At 71.1% G+C, this 24,972-nt stretch carries 25 protein-coding genes and 1 tRNA gene; 9 read left to right on the top strand and 17 right to left on the bottom strand.

Annotated features, from left to right (window positions below; genetic code table 11):
* Positions 1 to 190: 190 nt before the first annotated feature.
* Together AAG688_RS10185 and AAG688_RS10180 are read left to right on the top strand one after the other, a co-directional pair.
* Positions 191 to 3,529 carry a PAS-domain containing protein gene (locus tag AAG688_RS10185; protein ID WP_411832157.1) on the top strand — a complete coding sequence of 1,113 codons (3,339 nt, stop codon included), beginning with the start codon at positions 191 to 193 and terminating at the stop codon, positions 3,527 to 3,529.
* Positions 3,530 to 3,660: 131 nt separating this feature from the next.
* On the top strand, positions 3,661 to 4,149 hold the full coding sequence (locus AAG688_RS10180; RefSeq protein ID WP_411832156.1) for an NUDIX hydrolase: 489 nt from the start codon (positions 3,661 to 3,663) through the stop codon (positions 4,147 to 4,149).
* Positions 4,150 to 5,068: 919 nt separating this feature from the next.
* Here AAG688_RS10180 and AAG688_RS10175 read toward each other — a convergent pair.
* Positions 5,069 to 5,734 (bottom strand): response regulator, encoded by a 666-nt coding sequence (locus AAG688_RS10175; RefSeq protein WP_411832155.1) that lies wholly within the window; start codon positions 5,732 to 5,734, stop codon positions 5,069 to 5,071.
* A gap of 100 nt (positions 5,735 to 5,834) precedes the next feature.
* The gene (locus AAG688_RS10170) at positions 5,835 to 6,602 is read right to left on the bottom strand and encodes a 3-hydroxybutyrate dehydrogenase (RefSeq protein WP_411832154.1); all 768 of its coding nucleotides are present in this window, start codon (positions 6,600 to 6,602) and stop codon (positions 5,835 to 5,837) included.
* Positions 6,603 to 6,797: 195 nt separating this feature from the next.
* On the opposite strand from AAG688_RS10170, the gene AAG688_RS10165 reads away from it, so the two are divergent.
* From AAG688_RS10165 to AAG688_RS10135, 7 genes are all read left to right on the top strand, one after another.
* Positions 6,798 to 8,555 (top strand): 3-hydroxybutyrate oligomer hydrolase family protein, encoded by a 1,758-nt coding sequence (locus AAG688_RS10165; protein ID WP_411832153.1) that lies wholly within the window; start codon positions 6,798 to 6,800, stop codon positions 8,553 to 8,555.
* Between the two features lie 166 nt (positions 8,556 to 8,721).
* Positions 8,722 to 9,336, top strand: a complete 615-nt coding sequence (locus AAG688_RS10160) for a CDP-alcohol phosphatidyltransferase family protein (protein ID WP_411832152.1) — start codon at positions 8,722 to 8,724, stop codon at positions 9,334 to 9,336.
* Positions 9,337 to 9,369: 33 nt separating this feature from the next.
* Positions 9,370 to 10,845, top strand: a complete 1,476-nt coding sequence (gene phaE / locus AAG688_RS10155) for a class III poly(R)-hydroxyalkanoic acid synthase subunit PhaE (protein ID WP_411832151.1) — start codon at positions 9,370 to 9,372, stop codon at positions 10,843 to 10,845.
* The gene (locus AAG688_RS10150) at positions 10,842 to 11,912 is read left to right on the top strand and encodes a class III poly(R)-hydroxyalkanoic acid synthase subunit PhaC (RefSeq protein ID WP_411832150.1); all 1,071 of its coding nucleotides are present in this window, start codon (positions 10,842 to 10,844) and stop codon (positions 11,910 to 11,912) included. Before phaE ends, AAG688_RS10150 begins: the two co-directional genes overlap by 4 nt.
* 8 nt (positions 11,913 to 11,920) lie before the next feature.
* Positions 11,921 to 12,337 carry a DUF5329 domain-containing protein gene (locus AAG688_RS10145; RefSeq protein WP_411832149.1) on the top strand — a complete coding sequence of 139 codons (417 nt, stop codon included), beginning with the start codon at positions 11,921 to 11,923 and terminating at the stop codon, positions 12,335 to 12,337.
* 79 nt (positions 12,338 to 12,416) lie between these two features.
* The gene (locus AAG688_RS10140) at positions 12,417 to 12,623 is read left to right on the top strand and encodes a PspC domain-containing protein (RefSeq protein WP_411832148.1); all 207 of its coding nucleotides are present in this window, start codon (positions 12,417 to 12,419) and stop codon (positions 12,621 to 12,623) included.
* A gap of 109 nt (positions 12,624 to 12,732) precedes the next feature.
* Positions 12,733 to 13,170 (top strand): hypothetical protein, encoded by a 438-nt coding sequence (locus tag AAG688_RS10135; protein ID WP_411832147.1) that lies wholly within the window; start codon positions 12,733 to 12,735, stop codon positions 13,168 to 13,170.
* Between the two features lie 180 nt (positions 13,171 to 13,350).
* Here AAG688_RS10135 and AAG688_RS10130 read toward each other — a convergent pair whose 3' ends face one another.
* The 15 genes from AAG688_RS10130 to ccmC form a co-directional block, all read right to left on the bottom strand.
* Positions 13,351 to 13,788 (bottom strand): hypothetical protein, encoded by a 438-nt coding sequence (locus AAG688_RS10130; RefSeq protein WP_411832145.1) that lies wholly within the window; start codon positions 13,786 to 13,788, stop codon positions 13,351 to 13,353.
* A 70-nt stretch (positions 13,789 to 13,858) separates the two neighbouring features.
* Positions 13,859 to 15,073 carry an NAD(P)/FAD-dependent oxidoreductase gene (locus tag AAG688_RS10125; RefSeq protein WP_411832144.1) on the bottom strand — a complete coding sequence of 405 codons (1,215 nt, stop codon included), beginning with the start codon at positions 15,071 to 15,073 and terminating at the stop codon, positions 13,859 to 13,861.
* A gap of 40 nt (positions 15,074 to 15,113) precedes the next feature.
* Positions 15,114 to 15,809 (bottom strand): TetR/AcrR family transcriptional regulator C-terminal domain-containing protein, encoded by a 696-nt coding sequence (locus AAG688_RS10120; RefSeq protein WP_411832143.1) that lies wholly within the window; start codon positions 15,807 to 15,809, stop codon positions 15,114 to 15,116.
* 187 nt (positions 15,810 to 15,996) lie between these two features.
* Positions 15,997 to 16,082: transfer RNA gene (locus tag AAG688_RS10115), tRNA-Leu, on the bottom strand.
* Positions 16,083 to 16,117: 35 nt separating this feature from the next.
* On the bottom strand, positions 16,118 to 16,699 hold the full coding sequence (locus AAG688_RS10110; RefSeq protein WP_411832142.1) for a cysteine dioxygenase: 582 nt from the start codon (positions 16,697 to 16,699) through the stop codon (positions 16,118 to 16,120).
* A 101-nt stretch (positions 16,700 to 16,800) separates the two neighbouring features.
* Positions 16,801 to 17,223, bottom strand: a complete 423-nt coding sequence (locus AAG688_RS10105) for a hypothetical protein (protein ID WP_411832141.1) — start codon at positions 17,221 to 17,223, stop codon at positions 16,801 to 16,803.
* Complete coding sequence (locus tag AAG688_RS10100) at positions 17,220 to 17,864, bottom strand: DUF5671 domain-containing protein (RefSeq protein ID WP_411832140.1); 645 nt, start codon at positions 17,862 to 17,864, stop codon at positions 17,220 to 17,222. Before AAG688_RS10100 ends, AAG688_RS10105 begins: the two co-directional genes overlap by 4 nt.
* A 114-nt stretch (positions 17,865 to 17,978) precedes the next feature.
* On the bottom strand, positions 17,979 to 19,103 hold the full coding sequence (gene metX, locus AAG688_RS10095; RefSeq protein WP_411832139.1) for a homoserine O-acetyltransferase MetX: 1,125 nt from the start codon (positions 19,101 to 19,103) through the stop codon (positions 17,979 to 17,981).
* A 113-nt stretch (positions 19,104 to 19,216) separates the two neighbouring features.
* Positions 19,217 to 20,251, bottom strand: coding sequence for a tetratricopeptide repeat protein (locus tag AAG688_RS10090; protein ID WP_411832138.1), 1,035 nt, complete (start codon positions 20,249 to 20,251; stop codon positions 19,217 to 19,219).
* On the bottom strand, positions 20,245 to 20,709 hold the full coding sequence (locus tag AAG688_RS10085; RefSeq protein ID WP_411832137.1) for a cytochrome c-type biogenesis protein: 465 nt from the start codon (positions 20,707 to 20,709) through the stop codon (positions 20,245 to 20,247). The genes AAG688_RS10090 and AAG688_RS10085 overlap by 7 nt, the downstream gene beginning before the upstream one ends.
* 50 nt (positions 20,710 to 20,759) lie before the next feature.
* Complete coding sequence (locus AAG688_RS10080; RefSeq protein ID WP_411834985.1) at positions 20,760 to 21,260, bottom strand: DsbE family thiol:disulfide interchange protein; 501 nt, start codon at positions 21,258 to 21,260, stop codon at positions 20,760 to 20,762.
* Between the two features lie 95 nt (positions 21,261 to 21,355).
* The gene (locus tag AAG688_RS10075; protein WP_411832135.1) at positions 21,356 to 23,278 is read right to left on the bottom strand and encodes a heme lyase CcmF/NrfE family subunit; all 1,923 of its coding nucleotides are present in this window, start codon (positions 23,276 to 23,278) and stop codon (positions 21,356 to 21,358) included.
* 153 nt (positions 23,279 to 23,431) lie between these two features.
* Positions 23,432 to 23,896, bottom strand: coding sequence for a cytochrome c maturation protein CcmE (gene ccmE, locus AAG688_RS10070; RefSeq protein ID WP_411832134.1), 465 nt, complete (start codon positions 23,894 to 23,896; stop codon positions 23,432 to 23,434).
* Positions 23,893 to 24,060: a heme exporter protein CcmD gene (ccmD, locus tag AAG688_RS10065; protein ID WP_411832133.1), complete on the bottom strand. Its 168-nt coding sequence runs from the start codon at positions 24,058 to 24,060 to the stop codon at positions 23,893 to 23,895. Before ccmD ends, ccmE begins: the two co-directional genes overlap by 4 nt.
* Positions 24,057 to 24,821, bottom strand: coding sequence for a heme ABC transporter permease CcmC (gene ccmC, locus AAG688_RS10060; protein ID WP_411832132.1), 765 nt, complete (start codon positions 24,819 to 24,821; stop codon positions 24,057 to 24,059). Before ccmC ends, ccmD begins: the two co-directional genes overlap by 4 nt.
* Between the last annotated feature and the right edge of the window lie 151 nt (positions 24,822 to 24,972).

The following is a 24,972-nucleotide window of genomic DNA, read 5'->3' as shown; positions in this document are numbered from 1 at the left end:
CGCGGTGCCGTAGGGCCGGGCTTGCTCGGCTGCTTGGGTTCCGGAGCCGGGAGCGGAGCAAGCTCCGCTCTACAGGGATTCGCGGTGTCGTAGAGCCGAGCTTGCTCGGCTGCGCAGGTTCCGGAGGCGGGAGCAGCGGAGCAAGCTCCGCTCTACAGGGGTTTTGGCTCGGCCTCCGTCGGTTCCATCCATGCTGAGCTTCTGGGTCGTCGCCCTGGCCAGCCTGGCGTGGCTGGCGCTGATGTTCGGCACCGCGCTGTACGGCGAGCGGCGGCCCAACCTGTTCGCGCGGCACTGGCGGCACGTGTATTCGCTGTCGCTGGCGGTGCACTGCACCTCGTGGACGTTCTACGGCACGGTCACCCAGGCCGCGCGCTACGGCTGGCCGCTGCCGCCGACCTTCCTCGGCGCGATCCTGTTCTACGCGCTGGCGGTGGCCTTCATGATGCGGCTGGTGCGGCTGGCGCGCGAGAGCAACGCCACCTCGCTGGCCGATCTCATCGCCACCCGGCTGGGCAAGGATGCGTGGCTGGCCGCCACGGTCACCCTGGTCGCCGCGCTCGGGCTGATTCCCTACATCGCCCTGCAGCTCAAGGCCATCGCGATGAGCTTCGCGACGCTGACCGCGGCGAGCGGACAGGTGGAAGCCGCGGTGCCGCTGTGGCGCGACAGCGCGCTGTACGTGGCGCTGGCGATGGCGCTGTTCGCGATGCTGTTCGGCACCCGCCGTGCCAGTGCGGCCGAGCACAACCGCGGACTGGTGCTGGCGATGGCGTTCGAGTCGCTGTTCAAGCTGGTGGCGATGCTGGCGCTGGGCGCGTTCGTCTGGTTCGGGTTGAAGTCGCTGCCCGACGCGCCGGCGCCGGCGCTGCCGCTGGAGCCGGTCGGCGGATTCGCGCCGCTGGTGCTGCTCGGTGCGCTGGCGATGTTCATCCTGCCGCACCAGTTCCACGTCGGCGTGGTCGAGTGCCGCGACGATCGCGACGTGCGCACCGCGCGCTGGCAGTTCCCGCTGTACCTGGTGCTGATCGCCTTGCCGGCGCTGCCGCTGGCGCGCGCCGGCACCGCGCTGCTGGGCGACGCCGTGCCGTCGGACATGTACGCGCTGGCGCTGCCGTTCTCGCAGGGGCACGAGGGCGTGGCGCTGCTGGCCTTCCTGGGCGGCATGAGCGCGGCCACCGGCATGGTGGTGGTCAGCACGCTGACGCTGAGCCTGATGATCGGCAACCACTGGTTCGCGCCGGGCCTGCTGCGCGGCGCGTGGTCGCGCGGGCAGGGCGGGGATCGCCGCGGCGACCTGCTGCGGCTGCGGCGCGGCGGCATCCTGGCGATCATGCTGCTGGCGTGGGCGTACAGCCGCTTCAACAGCGGCAACGATGCGCTGGCCGACATCGGCGCGGTGTCGTTCTCGGCGCTGGCCACGCTGGCGCCGGCGCTGGGCTTCGCGGTATGGCGGCCGCAGACGCCGCCGCGCGCGGCGGTCGCCGGCATCGTCGCCGCGTTCGCGGTATGGGCATGGGTGATGCTGGTGCCGATGTACGCGGTGGCGACCGGCAGCGAACCGGTGTGGATGCGCGCCGGGCCGCTCGGGCAATCGTGGCTGTCGCCGCACGGGCTGTTCGGGCTGACCGGCTGGAGCCCGCTCGGGCGCGCGGTCGGCGCCAGCCTGTTCGTCGGCATCGTGGTCACCTGGGCGCTGGCGACCTGGCGCGGCGATGCGCCGCGGCGCAGCGGCCGCCGCCTGGATCGGCAGACACTGCGGGACGCGGGCCTGCGCTTCCTCGCCCGCGAACGGGTCGAGCAGCTGCTGCGCGACGCGCCGGCCGAAGGCCCGGTGCCGGCGGCGCTGGAGCAGGGCGTGGAGCGCGAGCTGTCGGCGGTGCTGGGCTCGGCCTCGGCGCGCCTGCTGCTGGACGCGGCGCGGCGCGAGAGCGGCGAACTGGACGCGGTGGCCGCGATCGTCGGCGAGGTCTCGCAGGACCTGCGCTTCAACCAGCAGGTGCTGGAGGCGGCGCTGCACAACATGAGCCAGGGCATCAGCGTGGTCGATCGCGAGCAGCGGCTGGTGGCGTGGAACCGGCGTTATGCGGAGATGTTCGGTTTCCCCGGCGAGCTGCTGCAGGTCGGCCGGCCGATCGCCGACCTGACCCGCTGGGCGCTGCAGCGGATGCCACACCGCGGCGCCGACGATCGCGCGCTGGAGCGGCGGCTGGCGTTCATGCGCGCCGGCACGCCGCACCTGACCGAGCGGGTGTTCCCGGACGGCAGCATCGTCGAGATCCGCGGCAACCCGATGCCGGGCGGCGGCTTCGTCGCCACCTACACCGACGTGACCGCCTCGCGCCAGGCCGAGCGCGCGCTCAAGCGCGCCAACGAGACTTTGGAGCAGCGCGTGGCCGAGCGCACCGCGCTGCTGGAGACTGCCAAGCGCGAGGCCGAGCACGCCAACGACGCCAAGAGCCGCTTCCTTACCGCCATCGGCCACGACCTGCTGCAGCCGCTGCATGCCGCCCACCTGTTCACCGACGCGCTGGCGCAGCAACTGGCCGATGCGCGCCAGCGCGCGTCGGCCGAGCAGATCCGCGGCGCGCTCGATTCCACCACCGACCTGCTGACCGGCCTGCTCGACATGTCGCGGCTGAAGGCCGGCGGGCTGGTGCCGCAGCCGCGCGACTTCCCGCTGGCCGAGGTGCTGGAGCCGCTGGCGTCGGAGTTCGCCGCGCTGGCGGGCGAGCGCGGGCTGGCGTTCCGCTGCCGCAGCACGCGGCTGTGGGTGCGCAGCGACCCGCAACTGCTGCGGCGCGTGCTGCAGAACTTCCTCGCCAACGCGGTGCGCTACACCGCCGCCGGCGGCGTGCTGCTGGGCGCGCGACGGGTGGCCGGCCAGCGCCTGCGCATCGAGGTGCATGACACCGGCCCGGGCATCGCCGAGGCCGAGCGGCGCAGCATCTTCGAGGAATTCCGCCGCGGCGAGGACGCGCCGGGGCAGGGCCTGGGACTGGGGCTGTCGATCGCCGATCGCATCGCGCGGCTGCTGGAGATCCCGCTGTCGCTGCGCAGCCGGCTCGGGCACGGCACCGTCTTCGCGGTCGAACTGCCGATCGTCGCGGCCGCGCGCGGAGCCGGCGGGCTGGCCGTGCGCGCCGGCCTGTCCGGACGGCGCGTGCTGGCGGTGGACAACGACGCGCAGGCGCTGGTCGCGCTGCGGCAACTGCTGGAAGGCTGGGGCTGCGAGGTCGCCGCCGCCGCCGATCGCGCGCAGGCGCGGGCGCGGCTGCGGGACGCGCCGGCGGACCTGTGGCTGTTCGACTACCACCTCGACGAGGGCGACACCGGAGTGGCGCTGCGCGGCGAGTTGTCCGCGCTCTTCGGCGAACGGCCCTGCCTGATCCTCAGCGCCGACCAGACCGAGGCGGTGCGCCGCGCCGTCCACGAGGCCGGCCTGTCGCTGCTGGCCAAGCCGGTGCGGCCGCTGGCGCTGAAGTCGGTGCTGGATCGGCTGGTGGCCGCGCAGCACTCCGCGCACTGAAACCCGCCTTGTGGGAGCGACGTCAGTCGCGATGAGGCTTTACCGGGATTCCGTCGCGACTGACGTCGCTCCCACCGGAGGGTTCGCCGATACGCCTTACAATGGCGACCGGTTTTCCCGGTTCCTCGCGCATGCCCTACACCCCCATCGTCGCCACGCTCGGCTACGTGCTCTCGCCGGATCGCTCGCAGGTGCTGCTGATCCATCGCAACGCGCGCCCCGACGACCAGCACCTGGGCAAGTACAACGGCCTGGGCGGCAAGATCGAGCGCGACGAGGACGTGGTGGCCGGCATGCGCCGCGAGATCCTGGAGGAAGCCGGCATCGCATGCGAGGCGCTCGCCTTGCGCGGCACCATCAGCTGGCCCGGCTTCGGCAAGCATGGCGAGGACTGGCTGGGCTTCGTGTTCGTGGTAACCGCGTACACGGGCGTGCCGTTCGAGCGCAACCCCGAAGGCACGCTGGAATGGGTGCCGGTCGAGCGCATCATGGAACTGCCCTTGTGGGAAGGCGACCGCCACTTCCTGCCGCTGGTGTTCGACGGCGATCCGCGCGCGTTCCACGGCGTCATGCCGTACCGCGACGGCCGCATGCTGTCGTGGAACTATTCGCGCATCTGAAACCCGCGTTGTCCACACCGGGTGTGGACGGCCTTCGGGCAAACATGTGGATAACCGCCGGCGCGCCTTGTGGCACAAGGCTGTCAAGGGGTGTGGCGAAAAAATGGCCAGCCGATGACGCTCCGGTTTCCGCATCCTCCGGATGCTTGTCCACAGCGCATGTGGATGTCGTCGGGGCAAACATGTGGATAACCGCCGGCGCGCCTTGCCGCACAACGCTGTCAAGCGGGATGGCGAAAAAATGGACAGCTCTGTCGGAGCGGGGAGCGGAGCAAGCTCCGCTCTACAGGAGCAAGGTGTGCCGTTCGTACCTCGAGGCATCGGAACGGCACGCATCAGGTGCTGTAGAGCCGAGCTTGCTCGGCTGGGGCCTGCCCGAACAGGGCAGCGGAGCAAGCTCCGCTCTACAGGAACAAGGTGTGCTGTTCGTACCTCGAGGCATCGGAACGGCACGCATCAGGTGCTGTAGAGCCGAGCTTGCTCGGCTGGGGCCTGCCCGAACAGGGCAGCGGAGCAAGCTCCGCTCTACAGGAGCTAGGTGTGCAGGTTCGTCATCGAGGCATCGGAACGGCACGCATCAGGTGCTGTAGAGCCGAGCTTGCTCGGCTGGGGCCTGCCCGAACAGGGCAGTGGAGCAAGCTCCGCTCTACAGGGCAAGGTGTGCAGGTTCGTACCTCGAGGCATCGGAACGGCACGCATCAGCTGCTGTAGAGCCGAGCTTGCTCGACTGGGGCCTGTGCGAACAGGGGCAGCGGAGCAAGCTCCGCTCTACAGGAGCTAGGTGTGCAGGTTCGTCATCGAGGCATCGGAACGGCACGCATCAAGCGCTATAGAGCCGAGCTTGCTCGGCTGGGGCCTGCCCGAACAGGGCAGCGGAGCAAGCTCCGCTCTACAGGGGCAAGGTGTGGATGGCGCGGTGTCAGCCTTCGATCTGCCGCGCCGGATCGCTCAGTTCCAGCTCGCGCAGCACCACGCTGGCCTGGGTGCGGTTGCGCACGCCGAGGCGATCGAAGATGGCAGACAGGTGCGCCTTGACGGTGCGTTCCTGCACGTCGAGCTGGTCGGCGATTTGCTTGTTGAGCAATCCCTGCGCCACCAGCGTCAGCACGCGGAACTGCTGCGGCGAGAGGCTGGCCAGCCGCGCAGCCAGTTCGGTGTCGTGCCGCGAGGACTGCGCGCGCGCCACCGCCGCGCGCAGCGAGGCCGGCAGCCACTGCTCGCAGGCCAGCACGCTGCGGATGGCCTCGCGCAGTTCGTCCAGGCCCGAGCTCTTGGGCAGGTAGCCGGCCGCGCCGTGGTCGAGCGCGCGCCGGACCACGCGCGGATCGTCGTTGGCCGACACTACCACCACGGCCACCGCAGGGTACTGCGCGCGGATCGCCGCCAGCCCGGCCAGCCCGTGGTTGCCCGGCATGTGCAGGTCCAGCAGGACCAGATCCACTTCCGGATGCCGGTCCAGCGCGTCCAGCACGCCCTCCAGCGATGCCGCCTCCAGCACCGACAGCTGCGCCACCGCATCGGCCGCCGCACCGCGCAGGGCGGCGCGGAACAGCGGGTGGTCGTCGGCGATCAGGAGGGTGGGCATGAAGCGAGGAGTGAGCGGAGAGGAGTGAGGAGTGAGGGAAGCAAGGGTGGGAAGCGAGCTTTTGCTCACTCCTCACTCCTCTCCGCTCACTCCTGCTCTTTCACTGCACCGTCCACCCCCCATCCAGCACCAGGCACTGCCCGGTCATGTTGCGCGCGGCGGGCGAGGCGAGGAAGGCGGTGACGCCGGCCAGTTCGTCCATCTCGATGAACACGCCCTTGGGCATCGGCTTGAGCATGATCTGGCCGATCACTTCCGACTCGGGAATGCCGCGCGTGCGCGCCTGGTCGGCGATCTGCCTGTCCACCAGCGGCGTCTTGACGTAGCTGGGGCAGACCGTGTTGATGGTGATGTCGGTGTCGGCGGTTTCCAGCGCGACGACCTTGGAGAATCCCACCAGGCCGTGCTTGGCCGCCACGTAGGCGCTCTTGTACGGGCTGGCGACCAGCGCATGGATGCTGCCGATGTTGACGATGCGGCCGAAGCCGCGCTCGCGCATGCCCGGCAGCACCGCGCGGGTCAGCCGCGCCACGCCGACCAGCATCACCTGCAGCAGGAAATCCCATTTCTCCATCGGGAAGTCCTCCAGCGGCGAGACGTGCTGCAGCCCGGCGTTGTTGACCAGCACGTCCACCGGCCGCGAGATCGCTGCCAGCGCGGCGGCGATGCTGGCCTCGGAGGTCACGTCCAGCGCGACCGACTCGGCCGAGCCGCCGCCGGCGCGGATGCGCGCGGCCACGGTCTCGGCGGCATCGCGGTCGAGATCGCTGACGATCAGGTGGCGGCCGGCCTGGGCCAGCTCTTGGGCGATGCCGGCGCCGATGCCGCTGGCCGCGCCGGTGATCAGGTAGCTGTGGGTCTGCTGCATGGGGGTCTCCTTTCGGGGTAGGGTAGCAACTCGCGCCGCGCCGGTTCGTGGTACCAAAGTACGATGACACCCCGGGACATGGCGTTTAGCTTGAGGGCAATGACCGGAACGGTGGGCGAAGACATGCCGCGACTTGCTTGCGCGTTGATGATGGGACTGGCGCTGGCCGGATGCGCCAGCGCCGACGGAGCCAGGATGAGCCGGGATGAGCCGATGATCGAACCGCAGCGCGTCACCGAGCATCGCGGTGGCGACGATCTGCTGACCGCCGGCCTGGGCCTGGACGGCCTGCGCGCGATGATGCCGCCGGCGTTCGCCGACCCGCAGCGGCCGACCGCGCGGGAACTGCGCCGCCGCGCGATCTGGAGCAGCTGGCGCGGCATCGCCGATCTGTCGCCGGGCGGCGGCTACGGCCAGGTCTACGGCAGCACGGCCGCCGTGCCCGGGCGCGAGTACTCGGCGCTGGCCACGCTGCCCGGTGCGCGCCAGCCGCATCGCGTGCTGGTGCAGGTGCCGGACGATTTCGACCAGACACGGCGCTGCGTGGTGGTGGCGCCCTCGTCCGGCTCGCGCGGCGTCTACGGCGCGATCGCGGTGGCCGGCGCGTGGGCGCTGCCGAAGGGCTGCGCGGTGGCCTACACCGACAAGGGTGGCGGCTCGGACTACTTCGACCTGGACAGCCAGGCGGGCTTCGGCGAGGACGGCACGGCGCGCCCGCGCGAGGCCGGCGATCTCGCGTTCGCGCCCGATGCGGCCGGCGGCGGCGGGGTGGCGTTCAAGCACGCGCACTCGCGCGACAACCCCGAGGCCGACTGGGGCCGGCACGTGCAGCAGGCGGCCGGGTTCGCGCTCGGCGCGCTGTCGCAGGCGTTCCCGCAGGCCAAACCGTTCCGCTTCGACAATACCCGCGTCATCGCCGCCGGCATCTCCAACGGCGGCGGCGCGGTGCTGCGCGCGGCCGAACTGGAGGGCGACTGGCTGGACGCGGTGGTCGCCGGCGAGCCCAACGTCTGGGCGCGCGGGCAGGCCGGCGCGCGTTCGCTGTACGACTACACCACCGAGGCCGCGCTGCTGATGCCGTGCGCGCTGCTGCACCTGCCGGCCGAGGCGCTGCCGCAGCCGCCGCTGCGCGCGCAGGCCGAGCCGTTGTGGACGCAGCGCTGCGCCTCGCTCAAGGCGGCCGGACTGGTCGAAGGCGACAGCGTGCAGGCGCAGGCCGCCTCGGCCCATGCGCGACTGCTCGCCAATGGCTGGACGCACGAGGTGCTGGTCGCCGGCGCGCTCAGCGTCGGCTTCGACCTGTGGCGCGCGATCGCGGTGACCTATGCCTCGGCCTATGGGCGCTACGGTGTCGGCGAGCATCCGTGCGGCTATGCGTTCGCCGCGCAGAACCCGGACTTCAGCGCGCGCGCGTCCACCGCCGCCGAACGCGTGGCCTGGTGGTCCGACGCCAGCGGCATCCCGCCGGGCAACGGCGTGGGCATCGTCGATACGCGCATCGCCGCGCCCGACTTCACCCTGCCGGGCTTGCAGTGCCTGCGCGCCTTGCAGGCCGGCGACAGCGCCGATGCCCTGCGCGTGCGCGCGGGCATCGACGCCACCGCCGCCGCGCCGCCGCGAGCCGGGCTGCCGGTGGTGGTCATCCACGGCCGCGACGACGGCCTGGTCCCGGAAGCGTTCAGCAGTGCGCCCTACGTCGCCGCCGCGCGCGCCGCCGGCCGTGACGTGCGCTACTGGCAGGTGCGCAAAGCGCAGCATTTCGACGCCTTCCTCGCGCTGCCGGCCTACGGGGCGCGCTACGTGCCGCTGCTGCCGTACATGTACGCGGCGCTGGATCGCGTGCAGGCGCACCTGGACGGGCAGGGCGCCTTGCCCGCCGATGCGGTCGTCGAAGCACGGCCGCGCGGCGCCGGCGCGGTGGAGGCCACGCAACTGGCGATGCCGTCGCGCTGAATCCGCCGATCCCCCTGTAGAGCCGAGCTTGCTCGGCTGCCTTTCTGCCCTGTAGCCGAGCAAGCTCGGCTCTACAGGGAACAATCCGTGGTTGTCCTGAAGGAAGGCTCCCCGCATTCACGCCGCCGGCCTTACCCTGTAGGCCCTTCCCGCGCGAAGAACCGCCATGCGCCGACACTTCTCGATGATCCGCGACTTCCAGCTGGCCGACTGGTTCACGCTGGCCAACGCCGTATGCGGCACCGGCGCGGTGTTCGCGGCGATGCGCTTCCTGCAGGACGGCATCGTCGGCGACCTGATGATCGGGATGGCGCTGATCCCGCTGGCCTTCGTGTTCGACGCGCTGGACGGCCGGGTCGCGCGCTGGCGCCGGCAGGCTTCCACGCTGGGGCGCGAGCTGGACTCGCTGGCCGACGTGATCTCCTTCGGCGTGGCCCCGGCCGCGCTGGCCTACGCCTGCGGCATGCAGGGCGGCTGGGACGCGGTGGTGCTGGCGTACTTCGTCGCCTGCGGGGTCAGCCGGCTGGCGCGCTACAACGTCACCGCCGAGAGCCTGTCCGGCGGGGACGACAAGGTGAAGTACTTCGAGGGCACGCCCATCCCGACCAGCCTGCTGCTGGTGATCGTGCTGGCGGTGGCGGCCTGGGGCGGGAACCTGGGCGCCGACCTGTGGCTGGGACAACTGCAACTGGGGCCGTGGCAACTGCATCCGCTGGTGCTGATGTACCTGATCTCCGGCACGCTGATGATCAGCAAGACCCTGCGCATCCCCAAGCCGTGATTTCGCCCTAGAATCACCGCAAAGGGAGGGCGCATGGCCAACTTCGCAGCATCCGGCGACTTCGAATCGCTGGCACGGCAGTACTGGAACCTCTGGAGCGACGCGCTGAGGCAGGGCGCGCTGGGCGCGCAGCCGCAGGCCCCGGGCGGGTGGCAGCAGGCGATGGACGCGTGGGCGCGGCTGATGCCGGGCAACAGCCATCCGGTCGAGGAGATGATCGGCCGCTTCCAGCGGCAGTCGCAGGACTGGTACGGGCAGATGCAGCAACTGGCCGCGCAGTTCGCCGGCCGCGACCACGGCGCCAGCGACATCCGCAACGCCTGGCAGCAGATGCTCGGCCTGGCCGGGCATGCGCACAACCACAATCCCTTCGCCGACCTGTTCCAGGCGGTGCAGGGGCCGGGCGTGACCCAGGTCGACGGCTGGCTGCGGCAGGTCGAGCCCTACCTGGAGTCGTTCCGCCGCGACGGTTCGCGCTGGCTGCAGATGCCGGCCTTCGGCCCGATGCGCGAGCACCAGGAGCGCTGGCAGGCGCTGGCGCAGGCGCAGCAGGACTACCAGCAGCGGCAGGGCGAGTACAACGCGCTGATGCTGGGCACCCTGCAGCGCGCGCTGGACGTGTTCGAGCGCGACCTGCACGCGCGCGCCGAGAACGGCAACCGCATCAGCAGCGCGCGCGGGTTGTTCGACGCGTGGATCGACGCCGCCGAGGCGGCCTATGCCGAATCCGCGCTTTCGCCGGAGTTCCGCCATGCCTTCGGCGCGCTGGCCAACGCGCAGATGCGCCTGCGCCAGGGCATCCAGAAGGAGGTCGAGCACGTCTGCGGCCTGTTCGGCATGCCGACGCGCACCGAGATCGACTCGGCCCACCGCCGCATCGCCGAACTGGAACGCACGCTGCGCAAGCGCAGCGCACAGCCGCAGCCGCAAGCGGCGGCGGGACCGTCCAGGCGCGCCGCACCCGCCGCGGCGAAGACAGACGCCGCGCCCGGGCGCGCGACGCCCGCGCCGGCCGTGGAAACAACCGAAGCAGCCCCGCCGCGCCGCCGCGCCGCCGCGCCGCGCAAGCATGGCGCCGTTGCCGCGTCTCCGAAGCGTGGCCCCGCGGTCGCCGCCAGGCAGGCGGACGACGACGCGCCGGCCGCCGGCAAGCGGCGGACGCCGGCCCGCAAACCGGCAAGGCCCGCCGCCGCCCCGGCCAAGGGCGCGCGCAAGCCGCGCACGGCCGGCAAGCGCGCGGTCACCGCCGCCAAGTCCCCGGCGACGCGCAAGACGGCCGACAAGGCCCGCCGCGCACCGGCGGCGCGCCGGCAACTGGCCGCCAAGGCATCGTCGCCGGCCAAGGTCGAACGCCGGCCGGCGGCCCCCCCGAAGCGCACCCCGAAAGCCCGGCCCGCCGCCGCCGCCCCGGCCGGCGTCGTGTCGATGAAGGACTGGGTGGCGCGCAACGCCGCCGCGCAGGCGGCAACGCCGGCGGCGACCGGCGGCAAGCGGAGTAAGCGGAAATGACCTTCCCCCTCGACATCACCCCGGACGCGCTGGCGCAGGAAACCCTGACGCTGCAGCAGAAGCTGTCCGCCGGCCTGCACGTGCTGCCCGACGTGGAGGACGTGAACTACGGCGCCACCCACAAGCAGGAAGTGTGGCGCGACGGCAAGGTGACGCTGTACCGCTTCGTCGGCGAGAAGGCGCCGACCACGCGGGTGCCGCTGCTGATCGCCTACGCGCTGGTCAACCGCCCGTACATGGTCGATCTGCAATCCGACCGCTCGCTGGTCAAGGGCCTGCTGGCGCTGGGCGAGGACGTCTACATCATCGACTGGGGCTATCCGGATCGCTCGGATCGCTTCCTGACCCTGGACGACTACTTCAACCGCTTCATCGACGGCGCGGTCGATCACCTGTGCCAGGCGCACGGCGTGGACGCGGTCAACCTGCTCGGCATCTGCCAGGGCGGCGCGTTCTCGCTGTGCTACGCCGCGCTGCATCCGGACAAGGTGCGCAACCTGATCACGATGGTCACCCCGGTGGATTTCCACACCCCGGACAACATGCTCTCGCAATGGACGCGCGAACTGGACGTGGACCTGTTCGTCGACACGCTGGGCAACGTCCCGGCCGACATGATGAACGCCTGCTACCTGATGCTGAAGCCGTTCCGGCTCAACGTGCAGAAGTACGTCGGCCTGATCGACATCCTCGACGACAAGCGCGCGGTCGAGGACTTCCTGCGCATGGAGAAGTGGATCTTCGATTCGCCGGACCTGGCCGGCGAGGCGTTCCGCCAGTTCATCAAGCAGTTCTACCAGGGCAACGGCTTCGTCAACCGCAACGTCGAGATCGGCGGCGAGCCGGTGGACTTGGGCTACGTGGACATGCCGGTGCTCAACATCTACGCCGAGCAGGACCACCTGGTGCCGCCGGACGCCTCGCGCGCGCTGAAGGATCTGGTCGGCAGCCAGGACTACACCGAGCTGAGCTTCAAGGGCGGCCACATCGGCATCTACGTCTCCAGCCGCGCCCAGCGCGAGGTGCCGGCGGCCATCCACCAGTGGCTGGCGCGGCGCTCGGGCTGAAGCGGCTCATGCAGCTGGGCATGCGCGGGCGGGCTGCACCACGCCTGCCCGCGGCCGCCGCGGCCCTGCTCCTGCTGCTGGCGCTGCCGGCGCCCGCCGTCGCCGCACCCGCGCCGCGCGCGCAGCAGGAAATCGCCGGCCTGATGGCGGCGCTGGCCGGCTCGCATTGCCAGTTCCAGCGCAACGGCAAGTGGCACGACGCCGCCGAGGCGCGCCGGCACCTGCAGCGCAAGTACGACTACCTGCTGAAGAGGAACCTGGTGGACAGCGCCGAGCAGTTCATCGAGCGCGCCGCCAGTTCCAGCAGCGTCAGCGGGCGCGAGTACCGCGTGCGCTGCGCCGGCCAGCCGGAACGCGCCTCGGCCGAGTGGTTCGGCGAACAACTGCGCCGCCAGCGCGCGGCCGGCGGCACGCCCGGCCGCTGAGCCGGAACCGGAGGCCGGCTTCACGTGGCCTGTGGCCTCCGGCTCCTAGACTGGCCGCATCACTCCCCAGGGGAACGCCATGAACACTTCCTCCCCGCGACCGTTCACCCGTTCACTGAACGACCGCATGATCGCCGGCGTGATGGGCGGCATCGCGCACCATTTCGGCTGGAACCCGACGCTGCTGCGGGTGCTGTACGTGATTTTCTCGCTGCTGTCGGCGGCCTTCCCGGGCATCCTGGTCTATCTCATCCTGTGGCTGCTGATGCCGCAGGAAGCCGACTGACGCCTCGCGCCATCCCGTCGCCCGCTGCGCAGGCGGCCACGCCCATTCCCCCGGACCGTCCCGTCGCGAGAAGATGGGCGCGGGATTTCGCGAGGGGAGAAAGACGCGCATGGCGCACCCGGCCGTACGCCGCACACTGCTCGTCCTGGGCGTGGCGTGGACGCTGCCCAATACCCTGGTGGGCCTGCTCGCCGGCCTGGCCGGGATGCCGTTCGGCGCGCGCGCGCATTTCAGCCGGCGCGACATGGCCATCGTCTTCCAGCGCTGGCCGTGGGGACCGGGCGGGGCCATCACCTTCGGCAACAGCATCCTGCATACCGGCGCCACGCTCGACTCGGACTGCGTGACCTACGAACACCGCGCCGGCATCTGCGAGCACCCGGCCATCCGCCTGTGCGACCACGAACGTGCGCACGTGCTGCAGTACATGCTGCTGGGACCGCTGTTCCTGCCCGTGTACCTGCTGTGCGGCGGGGTCAGCGTGCGCAACCCGCTCGAACGCGCCGCCGACCGCTACGCGCTGACCGGCCGCGGCTGGTGGCCCTGAGGTCTGAGTACCGGATGGCCGACGAACGGTCGGCGTCCCTGTACTTTCTGCTAACGCGCGACGCGCTAGCCTGCACGCGTCGGAAAACCAAGAGGCGCAATGCCGAAGGTCTCCGACAACGGAGGGCCCAGCCATCCGGGATACTTCCCGGACAGACTGGGCCTTCTCATTGGGACTTGCTCAGCTGGATTTTTTCGCCGCTTTCTTCGTCGCGCGCTTGCGCGCGGCCGATTTGCGGGCGGTCTTCCTGGCAGTCTTCCTGGCGGCGGATTTCTTTCCGCCTGTCTTCTTCGCAGCGGTCTTCTTCGCAGCGGTTTTCTTCGCCGCGCGCTTGCGGGTCGCGGTCTTCTTGGCCGGACTTTTCTTCGCCGCGGATTTCCTCGCCGTGGTGGTCTTCTTGGCTGCGCGCTTGCGGGTCGATTTCTTCGCCGCCTTGCCAGCGGACGACTTGCGCCCCGACCCGCTGCGCTTGCCGCCGCCGTCCTGCTTGTTGACGGTGGCCCAGGCGATGCGCTCGGCGGCTTCGCGGGAGCGCCCGCTTTCGAGTTCGCTTTCCTCGATGTGCTCGGCCTGGCGCTTCTGCTTGTCGGTGTAGGAGGATTTTTCTCCACGGGGCATGGCGGTTCTCCGTCGATGGGGCGTGGCCGACGCTAGAACGGCTCGCGTGTGCAGGCGATGAATGCCGGCGTCAGCGATCCAGCCGCTCGAAGGAGAACAGCCGCGCCAGCGGATGGGCGCGGCGCTCGATCCGCGCGCGCAGCAGGCCGGCGCCGAGCATGCTGTAGGTGATGCCGTTGCCGCCGTAGGCCATCGCGAAGTGGATGCGCGGACCGTGCTGCCGGTGCGGGCCGAAGAACGGCAGGCCGTCGCGGGTCTCGGCGAAGGTGCCGGCCCAGGCGAAGGCGGGAGAGAGATCCAGCTGCGGGAACAGCTTGCGCAGCTTGCCGCACAGCGCGCGCGCCTTCTTGTCCACGCGTGCGTCGCGGCGGGCGGGCACGTCGATGGCGTCGTCCTCGCCGCCGACCAGCAGGCGGCCGTCGCCGGTGCTGCGCAGGTACAGGTAGGGGCGCGCCGATTCCCACAGCAGCGTGTCCGCCAGGAAACCCAGCCTGCCCGGCTCGACGGGATCGGTGATGAAGGCGTAGCTGCTGCGGTTGCTCGCCACCGGCTGGTCCAGCCATTGCTGGCTGGCATAGCCCGCCGCCATCACCAGGTGGCCGGCGCGCACGCGCTGGCCGCCCTCGGTGGTCAGGGTCACCCCGCGCGCGTGCCGGTGGATGTGCGCGACGCGGGTGCGGTCGTGGATCGCCGCGCCCTGCCGGGCCAGGCGCTGGAACAGCCGGTGCGCGAAGCGGTAGGCGTCCACGCGCGCGGCCTGGTGGCTGAGGATGGCGGCCGGGGCGTCGAAGCCGAAACGCTCGGCGAGCGCCTCGCGTGGCAGCCATTCCACGTCGAAGCCATGCCGCCTGCGCATGCCGTACTCGTCTTCCAGATCGCGCGCGTGGCGGCGCCTGCTGGCGTAGTACAGGCTGTCGTTCCAGGCGAAATCGACGTCGCGCACCTGCCGCGCCTTGTCCCGCAGCAGCACCAGCGCCTCGGCGCAGGCGCGGTAGGCCAGCACGGCGTCATCCTCGCCGTAGCGCGCGGCCAGATCGACCAGGTGGGTGTCGATCTCGTACTGCAGCAGCGCGGTGCTGGCGGCGGAACTGCCCCAGCCGACGTCGCGCTGCTCGATGACCACGACCTCGTGGCCGTGCGCGGCCAGTTCGTCGGCGATCAGCGCGCCGGTGATGCCGCCGCCGATGATGGCCACGTCGCAGGCCGCATCCCCGCGCAGCGGCGGGAACGCCTGCATCAATCCGTTCTTGACCGCCCAGTAGGGATAGCCGCTCTTCAGGTCCATGTCGTCGCGCAGCAAGGGACCGGACGGCCCGCCGGCGGGGTCAGCGAGGCAGCGTGCCTTGCAGGAACAGCTCCACCGCGTCCCGCGCATTGGCCCGGAGCTGATCCGGGTCGGGCAGGTCGGTGATGCCGCTGGCAAGGCGCATGACCATGTCGCCGAACAGCATCATGGAGAACTGCGCGGCAGCGCTGTGTGTAGACGCCATCCGCATCCGCCCGGCCTCGACCTGGCGGTCGAAATACCCGGCCAGGGTGGCGCGGAAGGTGCCGACCACGTTCTCGAAGAACCAGTCGCGCAGCGTCGGGAACGACTGCCCGTCGCCGATCACCAGCCGGTAGATCACCCGCGACTCCGGCCGAGCCATCAGCTCGGCCATGCGCTGCGCCAGCGCCGGCAGCGCCTGTTCCGGCGGCAGCACCGACAGGTCGATGTCGCGGGTGGTGTGCAGGTAGAAGTCCAGCCGCCGCTGCAGGATGGCGTGCGCCAGCCCTTCCTTGTCGCCGTAGATGCGGTACAGCGTAGCCAGCGAACCGCCGGCGCGCGCGACGATCTCGCTCAGCCGCGCATGCCGGTAGCCCTTCTCGGCGAAGACCTCGGTGGCCGCGTCGATGAACTTCTCCGCGCGGATTTCTCCGCGCCGGCACAGATCGACCTGCGGCAGCGGACGCAGCGGCGTGCGTGCCGCCGGTTCGTCTCCGGCGTTTCCGTAGAGGGGAGAGGAATTGTGGGAATTCATGGCAGGCGCCTTTGAGGGAGCTGTCGCCGTGAAGCCTAGCAAAGCCCGCGCGGCGAGGGAGCCACGACTGATGGCAGGGGAGCCTGCGGACGGCGCGGCGAAGCCACTGGCCACGGCCAGCCGCGAACCGGTTGCCATGAAAGCAAAACGCCCCGGGCCATCGAGGGCGAGGGGCGTTTTGCAGGCCTGGTGCCGAAGGTGGGACTCGAACCCACACGCTTTTAAGGGCGGCGGATTTTGAGTCCGCTGCGTCTACCATTCCGCCACTTCGGCGCGGAGGCGAAGTATAGCCGAGGGCGGGGGCCGCGTCAGTGCGCCGGGTCGGTGCCGAGCAGGCGCTCGCTGCGGCGCAGCCAGCCGTCGCCTTCGCCGTGGTCGGAGTAGATGCCGCAGCGGACCATCGGGCGCTGGTAGACGTGCAGCGAGACGGCGATGTCCTCGTCGCTGGGGTTGCGGATGGTGTGGTATTCGTGCGGCGGGATCAGGCTGCCGGCCGAGCCGGTGCGGGCCTCGATGGTGCCGACCGGGACGAAGCGGTAGCGCGGGTCGTCCTGCTCGGCCAGTTCGTACTGGGTGATCTCCAGCCGGCCGCGCCAGACGCCCTCGACGCACCACATCCCGCAATGGTCGTGGATCATGGTGCCCTGGCCGGGCGCCCAGGTCATCGCAATGACGGCATAGCCGTGCTCGCGGCTGGCATGGAGCTCGCGGCGTGCGTAGTGGTCGTCCACCGGTTCCATCACCGCCGCGGGCAGCGCGACGGCGGCATCGTCCATCAGTTCGCACAGCGACTTGCGCAGCGCGTCGGTGATCGCGCGGTCCTCGCCCAGGGCGACGGCCGCGTCGAGCGCGGCGATCAGCCGCTCGCGGCCTGGAAATTCGAGATGCATGGGAAGCCTCCCAGGAAGATGTGTCGTCATTCTAGGGAGGCAAGGCTGAGCAGGATGTTCAGCAGGCCCTTCGGGCAGCCCCGGCGATGCCCGTGGCGGGTTCAGCGCGGCTTTTCCGCTTTGCGCGCGAAGCAGTGTTCGCCGCGGCCGTGCGCCCATTCGCTGTCGGTCCAGCGTTCGGCGGCCTGGGCGCTGTCGGTGGCGAAGACCGCGCACAGCCGGTAGCGCAGGCCGGCCTCGGGACTGTAGCGATAGGGCCGGGCGGTGGCGGGATCGGCCAGCGACAGCCGGGTCCCGGGCTGGCCGGCCAGGGTGGCCAGGTCCGGCGGCAGCGCCTCGTGCTGGCGCACGTGCTGGTCGATGCCGCGGGCGATGCGGCGCAGGTCGTCGATGCGGCGTTCGTCCAGCCGCGCTTCCCGCTGCGCCGCCGGCGAGCCCATCGCCATCAACGCGGCGATCACCGCGCCGACGATCGCCACGCCGGCGAGCGCGACCAGTGCATGGCCGATGCCCCAGCCCTTCATGGTTCCTTTTCCTCCTTGCGCAGATCCCACAGGTAGTAGCCGAAGATGCTGCCTGCGATCAGCCCGGCCACGACCACCTTGGCCACGAACCGCAGGGTCAGTTCGCCGCCCAGCGCGTTGTAGAGCAGCGTGGTCATGTCGCCGATCAGCACCATCGCGGCGACGAACAGGGTCAGGTAGGTCAGCCAGCGCCGCACCGCCGACAGCCGCTTGGCGGGATTGCGCGCCAGCTCGCGCGAGAGCAGGCGGGCGACCCAGGCGAACACCGGGAAGGCGATCAGCACCGAGGCGGTGGACCAGCGCATCGACGACGGACGCCGCGAGGCGAGGTATTCCATCTCGGCCGGATCCGGCCAGGCCTTGTTGATCAGGTCGAACAGCAGGCTGCCCAGGTGCCAGGCGGCGTAGTAGAGCGTGGCGAACAGCAGCAGGTAGAGGAAGGCTTCGCGCGCGGACAGGTACGGGCGCGGCCTGGGCACCGGCAGTGGGAAATCGACTTCGGCATACGCCGACAGCGCGCTGCGCACCTGCTCGGCCGGCCAGCCGGCCGCCGCCAGCGCATCGGCGGTCTGCTGCCGGCTTGCGCCACGTGCCAGCGCCTCGCGCACGAAGGCGTCCAGTTCCTGCGTCGTCGATGCCATGCGCTGCCTCCGTGGTGGATTCGCGGGTGAATCTAGCAGCTGGATGCGGGGCGGGCCATCGGGGTGCGTTTTTCCCACAGGGTTTGGCTGGCCGGCCTTCGCTGGCCCGGCCTTTCAGAGCGCGTCGAGGAAATCGCGCACCGCCGGGCCGAAGCGGGCGAAATCGACCAGGAAGGCGTCGTGGCCCTGTGGCGAGGGCAGTGGCAGGAACGCCGCATCGGCGCCGCCCAGGCGCAGCCCCTCGGCGATCTGCTCCTGCTGCTGCAGCGGGAACAGGATGTCGGTGGTCGCGCCGATCGCCAGCGCCTTGTCCACGCGGATGCGCGCCAGCCCGCGCAGCACGTCGCCTTCCCCCTTGCCGTCGGCGTACTCGGCCAGGTCGAACCAGTCCATCGATCGGCTCAGGTAGAGATAGCAATTGGGATCGAAGCGGCGCACGAAGCGGCGCGCGTGGCCTTCCAGGTAGCTCTCGACCTGGAATTCGAGGCCGAACGGATCTTCGTCGGGGCGATCAGATTCCAGCCGCACGCGGCCGAATCGGCCGTCCCACTCCAGCGCCGAGCGGTAGGTGATGACGCCGAGCTTGCGCGCCATGCGCATGCCCGATTCCGGGTACGTCGCCTCGTCGTACCGGCCGTTGTTCCAGTTGGGATCGAGCCGGATCGCCTCGCGCTGCAACGAGCGGATGGCGATGGAGAACGGCAGCGCCTGCGCGCTGCCGGAGATGTTGACGTGCGCGCGCGCCGTGCCGGGATGGCGCAGCAGCAGCGCCAGCGCGGTCATGCCGCCCATCGAGTTGCCGATCAGGCAGGCCAGGCGATCTATGCCCAGCCCGCGCACCACCTCGTAGGCGGCGTCGGCGCCGTCCTCGATCGACAGTTCGGGGAAATCCAGCCGGTACGGCGCGCCGGTGGCCGGGTCGATCGACGCCGGCCCGGTCGAGCCCTTGCAGCTGCCCAGCGAGTTCACGCAGACGACGAACCAGCGATCGGTGTCGATCGGCTTGCCCGGCCCGAGCATCGCCTCCCACCAGCCTTCCTCGGGATTGTCGTCGCTGCGCGCGGCGTGCGCGTCGGGCGAGAGGCCGGTGACGATGAGGATGGCGTTGTCGCACGCGGCGTTGAGCCTGCCCCAGGTCTCGTAGGCGATGCGCGCATCGAACAATTGGCCGCCGCGCTTCATCGGGAACGGCGAGGGCAGGGCGTGGAAGCGGGACGACGGCGGGACGAATTCGGTCATCCGGCGATTCTAGCCGCTGCGCGCGCTGCGCCAGGCAGGCGATGACGGGAAAACAGCGTCCTTCCGGGGGAATTGCGCGCGTCGCGCCAGCGCGGCGCGACGGCGGCGCGGCTTCAGTCGGCCGCGCCGATCACCAGTTCCACCGGCGCGGTGGCCGGCAGCGGCACGCGCACCGGCGCCGATTCGACATCGCCGGGCTGGCGCGTGGCGTTGCCGCTTTCCGACAGCCGCGCGACCAGTTCCACTTCGCGCAGCGCCGAGAGCTTCTGCGTCGGCATCAGGCTGTCGGCATCGTCCAGCACCACGGTCAGCGGCAGGTCCTGCACGCCATGCTTCTCCACCGCCACCGGCATCGGCGGACCGCCGGCCATGCGCGCGATCACGAACACGCTGGCGTCGCCGCGCAGGCGCACGCGGCTGGCGAACTGTGGATCCAGCGACACCTTGATCGTCACCGCGTGGGCGGTGGCTTCGGTCGAATCGGGTCGGGCCTGCGCGGCGGCCGGCAGCGGCGGCAGCCCGGCCTCCGCGCGGGCCTCGTCGATCTGCGGGCGCAGCTGCGCGGCGGTGGCCGCGTCCACGCGCGCCAGCAGCGGTTCCCAGGTCCGCGCGGCCTCGGCGGGCTGGCCGTTCTGGCGCTGCGCCACGCCGAGGAACCAGCGCGCGCGCTGGTTGGGCGGATCCAGCGCCAGCGCCTTCTCCAGCATCGACACGCCCTGCGCGTCGAGCTTGCGCTCGGCGCTGGCGAACAGGCGCGACTGCGCCGCTTCGACCAGCAGTTCGGGATCGTCGGGCAGCAGCTTCACCGCCTTGTCGAAGGCGGCCTGCGCATCGGCATGGCGCAGTTGCGCGGCATAGGAACGGCCGAGCAGGCGCCAGCCTTCCGGCTCGTTGGGGTGGCGCTCCAGTTCGGCCTCCAGCTGGGCGATGGCGTCCTCCAGCGTGATCGGCAGCGCGCCGGCGGCCGTGTGCGGCGACAGCGCGGCCGGCGTGCCGACCAGCCGGTACAGCGCGAAGGTGGCGACGGACAGCATGAGGATGACCGCCACCACGGTGCCGCGCGCGCCGCGCCACAACGGCCACAGCACCGCGGCGAGCACGAGGACGGTCAGCAGCGCGGCGAGGGCGGCGAACAGGTTCATCACCACTCCTGGGTGTCGTCGGGTTCGGCCACCGGCTGGCGGCCGCGGGTGCGCACGATGCGCCAGACCAGCAATGCGCCGGCCAGCAGCAGCAGCGCCGGGCCGAACCACAGCAGCCAGGTGCCGGCGCTGACCGCGGGCCGGTACAGCACGAACTCGCCGTAGCGCTGGACCAGGTAGTCCTTGATCTGCGCGTCGCTCTTGTCCTGGCGCATCTGCGCCAGCACCTCGCGGCGCAGGTCCTGGGCGATCTGGGCGTTGGAATCGGCCAGCGACTGGTTCTGGCACATCACGCAGCGCAGTTCGGCGGCGAGCTTGTGGAAGCGCGCTTCCTCGGCCGCGTCCTCGAAGCGCAGCGGCGCCGGATCGCCGGCCTGGGCGAAGGCGTTGGCGGCCAGCAGCGACAGCAGCAGCGCCAGCAGTCCCGCGCGTAGAGCCGAGCTTGCTCGGCTGCCCTTCGGCACGGCATCGCGGAGCCGAGCAAGCTCGGCTCTACAGGGAGGACGGGGCGCCTTCATTGTTCGGCCTCGATCCGCTCCAGCGCGGGGATCAGCTCGTTGGCGAGGATCTCGTCGGTGACCGCGCCCACGCGCTTCCAGCGCACCACGCCGTTGCCGTCGACCAGGAAGGTTTCCGGCGCGCCGTAGATGCCCCAGTCGATGGCGGTGCGTCCCTCGACGTCCGCCAGCACCAGCATGTACGGGTTGCCGAACTGCTCCAGCCAGCGCAGCGCGTCCTCGCGCTCGTCCTTGAGGTTGTAGCCGACGAAGCGCACGCGCTTGGTCAGCGCGAAGCGGGTCAGCACCGGGTGCTCGACCCGGCACTCCGGGCACCAGCTGCCCCAGACGTTCATCACGTAGGGCTCGCCGGCCAGGTCGGCGTTGGTGACGCGGCGCTCGGGCGCGTGCAGCAGCGGCAGGTCGAACGCCAGCGCCGGCTTGCCGATCAGCGGCGAGGGCAGCGCCTCGCGGTCGGCGCGGCCGGACTGCTTGACGCCGTAGAGCAGCAGGCCCATCAGGCCGACGAAGAACAGCCCGATGATGACCACCGCGAAGGTCAGCGCGCCGCGCGAGGGCGGCTGCGACGGGGCGGGAGAAGGCGGGGTATCGTTCATGCCGTCCTCGTTTCGTTGTGGCGGCGGAAGCGCCTATCGGCCGCGGTGACGAACCCGCCCAGCGCCATCAGCAGCGCGCCCAGCCAGATCCAGCGCACGAACGGCTTGATGTGCACGCGCACCGCCCAGGCGCCGTCGCCCAGCGATTCGCCCAGCGCGACGTAGATGTCGCCGGTCAGGCCGGGGCGGATGCCGGCCTCGGTCATCACCTGGCCGCCGCTGGCGTAGGCGCGCTTTTCCGGGTGCAGCAGGGTCAGTTCGCGATCGCCGCGCAGCACGCGCACGTGGCCGCGGTCGGACAGGTAGTTGGGGCCCTGGGTCTCGTCCACGCCCTCGAAGCGGAACGCGTAGCGGCCGACTTCCAGCGTCTGCCCCGGCTTCAACGCGACCTCGCGCTGCACGTTCATCGCCTCGACCAGCAGCGCGCCGACCAGGAACACCGCGATGCCCAGGTGCGCCAGCACCATCCCCCACATCTCCGGCGTCATCCGGCCGCTGGCGCGCAGCCGCTGCCAGACGAAGCGCAACGTGCCCAGCGCGACCCACGTCGCGCCGGCGACGCCGGCGGCGGTCTTCAGCGGCCCCTGCGGCGCCATGAACCAGGCAATGGCGCCGGCGGCCAGCGCCAGCCCCAGCCAGGGCAGCAGCAGCGCCAGCGGCCGCGACGGCTGCTCGCGCTGCCAGCGGGTCAGCGGGCCGAACGGCACCAGCAGCACCAGCGGCGCCATCAGCACCACGAACAGCAGGCCGAAGTAGGGCGGGCCGACCGAGATCTTGCCGAGGTTCAGCGCATCGGCCAGCAGCGGGTACAGCGTGCCCAGCAGCACCATGCCGCAGGCGCTGGCCAGCAGCAGGTTGTTGGCCAGCAGCAGGGTCTCGCGCGAGCTGGCGGCGAACGGCGCGCCGTCGGGCAGGCGCGGCGCGCGCAGCGCGTACAGCAGCAGCGAGGCGCCGATGACGATGGCCAGCAGGATCAGGATGAACATGCCGCGCGACGGATCGGCGGCGAACGAGTGCACGCTGGTCAGCACGCCCGAGCGCACCAGGAACGCGCCCAGCAGCGACAGCGAGAAGCTGGCGATCGCCAGCAGCAGGGTCCAGCCGCCGAAGCTGCCGCGCTTCTCGGTCACGGCCTGCGAATGGATCAGCGCCGCGCCGGCCAGCCACGGCATGAAGCTGGCGTTCTCGACCGGATCCCAGAACCACCAGCCGCCCCAGCCCAGCTCGTAGTAGGCCCACCAGCTGCCCAGCGCGATGCCCAGGGTCAGGAAGCCCCAGGCCACGTTGGTCCACGGCCGCGTCCAGCGCAGCCAGCGCGCGTCGATGCGGCCCTCGATCAGCGCGGCGATGGCGAAGGCGAACGGCACCGCGAAGCCGACATAACCCAGGTACAGCATCGGCGGGTGGATGATGAGGCCGGGATCCTGCAGCAGCGGGTTGAGGTCGCGCCCTTCCGGCGGCGCCGGCAGCAGCCGGTCGAACGGGTTGGAGGTGAAGATCAGGAAGGCGAGGAAGCCGATGCCGACCAGTCCCATCACCCCGAGCACGCGCGCGACCACCACCTCGGGCAGGCGCCGCGAGAACGCCGCCACCGCCGCGCCCCAGGCCGCCAGCACCAGCACCCACAGCAGCAGCGAGCCCTCGTGCGCGCCCCACACCGCCGAGTAGCGGTAGATCATCGGCAGCAGTGAGTTGGAGTTCTGCGCCACGTACTGCACCGAGAAGTCCTGGCGCACGAAGGCGGCGGTCAGCAGCGCGAACGCCATCGCCAGCAGCGCCAGTTGCGCGTACGCCGCCGGCCGCGCCACCGCCATCCACGCCGCGTTGCCGCGCTGCGCGCCGACCAGCGGCAGCGACGCCTGCAGGGCGGCGACCAGCAGCGCCAGGATCAGGATGATTTGTCCGAGTTCAGGCAGCATCGCGGTTCCGGGAACGCGGCGCGATGTCGATGGCTGGATGCATCGCGCGACGGGAAACATCCCCTCTCCCGCGCTCGCGGAGGAGAGGGGCAGGGGTGAGGGGGAAGCCCGGGAAGGTTGTCGCCATTTCAGGTGACGACTCGCGCGCCGCAATCAATTCGCCGGCTCCGCCGCGGGCGTCTGCACGTCGTGCTTCTGGTGCGCGATGCCCATCTTGTCGGCCACTTCCTTGGGCATGTAGGTCTCGTCGTGCTTGGCCAGCACGTCGTCGGCGACGAACACGCCGTCCTTCATCGTGCCGGTGGCGACCACCGCCTGGCCCTCGCGGAACAGGTCGGGCAGGATCTTGCTGTACACCACCGGCAACTGCGCGTCGCCGTCGGTGACGCGGAAATGCGCCTCCAGCGAGCCGGACTCGCGGCGGAACGATCCCTTCTCGACCATCCCGCCCAGGCGGAAGCGCGCGCGCTCGCCGGCCTCGCCGCGCAGCACCTCGGCCGGCGTGTACAGGTAGGCGACGTTGCGCTCCAGCGCCAGCACCAGCAGGGTGGTGGCGACGGCGGCGGCGGCCAGGATGATCAGGATGAAGAACAGGCGGCGGCGGCGGGTCGGGTTCATCGGGTCAATTCTCCGGTCGCGCCCTCGACGCGCGGCTGGCGGGCGGCGCGCAGGCGCGCCTGCCGCAACTGGCGGCGGATCTCCAGGCGCGGGACCAGGAAGTCCCACAGCAGCACGCCGGCGAACACCGCGTAGGCGGCGATGACGTAGCCCAGGTAGCTCATGGCCGCGCTCCGGCCAGTTTCGCCACCCAGTCCTTGCCGGCCTCGCGGCGCAGGTTGTCGGCGCGCGCGCGCGCCAGCAGCGAGCCGGCGAACCAGAACTTGGTCGCCAGCACCATCAGCCACAGCGGCGCCTGCATGCTGGCGTCCATGCTGGACTCGCCGAACATGCGGATGGTCTGGCCCTGGTGCAGCGAGTTCCACCACACCACCGAGTAGCGGATGATCGGCAGCAGCGCCACCCCGACGATGGCCAGCAGGCCGGCGGCGCGCGCGGCGGCGCGGCGGTCGTCGATGGCGTTGTACAGGCCCATCACGCCCAGGTAGAGGAACAGCAGGATCAGCTCGGTGGTCAGGCGCGGATCCCAGTCCCACCAGGTGCCCCACATCGGCTTGCCCCAGATGCTGCCGGTGGCCAGCGTGATCACGGTGAAGGCCGCGCCGATCGGCGCGCAGGCCATCGCCAGGATCTCGCACAGCTTGATCCGCCAGACCAGCGCGATGGCCGCGTAGAAGGCCATCAGCCCGAACACGAACATGCTCATCCAGGCGGCGGGCACGTGGATGTAGAGGATGCGGAAGCTGTCGCCCTGCTGGTAGTCGGCCGGTACCACGAACAGGCCCTGCCACAGCCCCAGCGCCAGCAGCGGCAGCGCGGCCAGGTAGCACCACGGCGCCCAGCGCGCGGCGAAGCGGTCGAAGTAGGGCGGTGAACCTAGCTGGTGGAACCAGCGGACCAACGGGTGGGGAGCGGTGGAACTCATGCGTGGGTGTGGCTCGGAAGCGATGCGGGGGACCGGCGGGGACGCCGGAAGGACCTTGCACCGGCCGCGGCGGCCGTCAGGCCGGGATCGCGCCCGCAAGCGCGCAAGGATACCAGCCCTGCCCAGGAGCCGACAGGCCGCCGCCGGCGCG

The organism is Pseudoxanthomonas mexicana, assembly GCF_046736355.1.
Lineage (GTDB): Bacteria > Pseudomonadota > Gammaproteobacteria > Xanthomonadales > Xanthomonadaceae > Pseudoxanthomonas_A > Pseudoxanthomonas_A mexicana_B.
The sequence above is the reverse complement of the archived record's forward strand: the minus strand, read 5'-3'. Positions and strand labels throughout refer to the sequence as shown.

Coding starts and splice junctions, on each gene's coding strand:
- AAG688_RS10185 (WP_411832157.1), top strand. CDS start 191: ATGCTGAGCTTCTGGGTCGTCGCCCTGGCCAGCCTGGCGTGGCTGGCG.
- AAG688_RS10180 (WP_411832156.1), top strand. CDS start 3,661: ATGCCCTACACCCCCATCGTCGCCACGCTCGGCTACGTGCTCTCGCCG.
- AAG688_RS10175 (WP_411832155.1), bottom strand. CDS start 5,734: ATGCCCACCCTCCTGATCGCCGACGACCACCCGCTGTTCCGCGCCGCC.
- AAG688_RS10170 (WP_411832154.1), bottom strand. CDS start 6,602: ATGCAGCAGACCCACAGCTACCTGATCACCGGCGCGGCCAGCGGCATC.
- AAG688_RS10165 (WP_411832153.1), top strand. CDS start 6,798: ATGAGCCGGGATGAGCCGATGATCGAACCGCAGCGCGTCACCGAGCAT.
- AAG688_RS10160 (WP_411832152.1), top strand. CDS start 8,722: ATGCGCCGACACTTCTCGATGATCCGCGACTTCCAGCTGGCCGACTGG.
- phaE (WP_411832151.1), top strand. CDS start 9,370: ATGGCCAACTTCGCAGCATCCGGCGACTTCGAATCGCTGGCACGGCAG.
- AAG688_RS10150 (WP_411832150.1), top strand. CDS start 10,842: ATGACCTTCCCCCTCGACATCACCCCGGACGCGCTGGCGCAGGAAACC.
- AAG688_RS10145 (WP_411832149.1), top strand. CDS start 11,921: ATGCAGCTGGGCATGCGCGGGCGGGCTGCACCACGCCTGCCCGCGGCC.
- AAG688_RS10140 (WP_411832148.1), top strand. CDS start 12,417: ATGAACACTTCCTCCCCGCGACCGTTCACCCGTTCACTGAACGACCGC.
- AAG688_RS10135 (WP_411832147.1), top strand. CDS start 12,733: ATGGCGCACCCGGCCGTACGCCGCACACTGCTCGTCCTGGGCGTGGCG.
- AAG688_RS10130 (WP_411832145.1), bottom strand. CDS start 13,788: ATGCCCCGTGGAGAAAAATCCTCCTACACCGACAAGCAGAAGCGCCAG.
- AAG688_RS10125 (WP_411832144.1), bottom strand. CDS start 15,073: ATGGACCTGAAGAGCGGCTATCCCTACTGGGCGGTCAAGAACGGATTG.
- AAG688_RS10120 (WP_411832143.1), bottom strand. CDS start 15,809: ATGAATTCCCACAATTCCTCTCCCCTCTACGGAAACGCCGGAGACGAA.
- AAG688_RS10110 (WP_411832142.1), bottom strand. CDS start 16,699: ATGCATCTCGAATTTCCAGGCCGCGAGCGGCTGATCGCCGCGCTCGAC.
- AAG688_RS10105 (WP_411832141.1), bottom strand. CDS start 17,223: ATGAAGGGCTGGGGCATCGGCCATGCACTGGTCGCGCTCGCCGGCGTG.
- AAG688_RS10100 (WP_411832140.1), bottom strand. CDS start 17,864: ATGGCATCGACGACGCAGGAACTGGACGCCTTCGTGCGCGAGGCGCTG.
- metX (WP_411832139.1), bottom strand. CDS start 19,103: ATGACCGAATTCGTCCCGCCGTCGTCCCGCTTCCACGCCCTGCCCTCG.
- AAG688_RS10080 (WP_411834985.1), bottom strand. CDS start 21,260: ATGGGCCTGCTGCTCTACGGCGTCAAGCAGTCCGGCCGCGCCGACCGC.
- AAG688_RS10075 (WP_411832135.1), bottom strand. CDS start 23,278: ATGCTGCCTGAACTCGGACAAATCATCCTGATCCTGGCGCTGCTGGTC.
- ccmE (WP_411832134.1), bottom strand. CDS start 23,896: ATGAACCCGACCCGCCGCCGCCGCCTGTTCTTCATCCTGATCATCCTG.
- ccmD (WP_411832133.1), bottom strand. CDS start 24,060: ATGAGCTACCTGGGCTACGTCATCGCCGCCTACGCGGTGTTCGCCGGC.
- ccmC (WP_411832132.1), bottom strand. CDS start 24,821: ATGAGTTCCACCGCTCCCCACCCGTTGGTCCGCTGGTTCCACCAGCTA.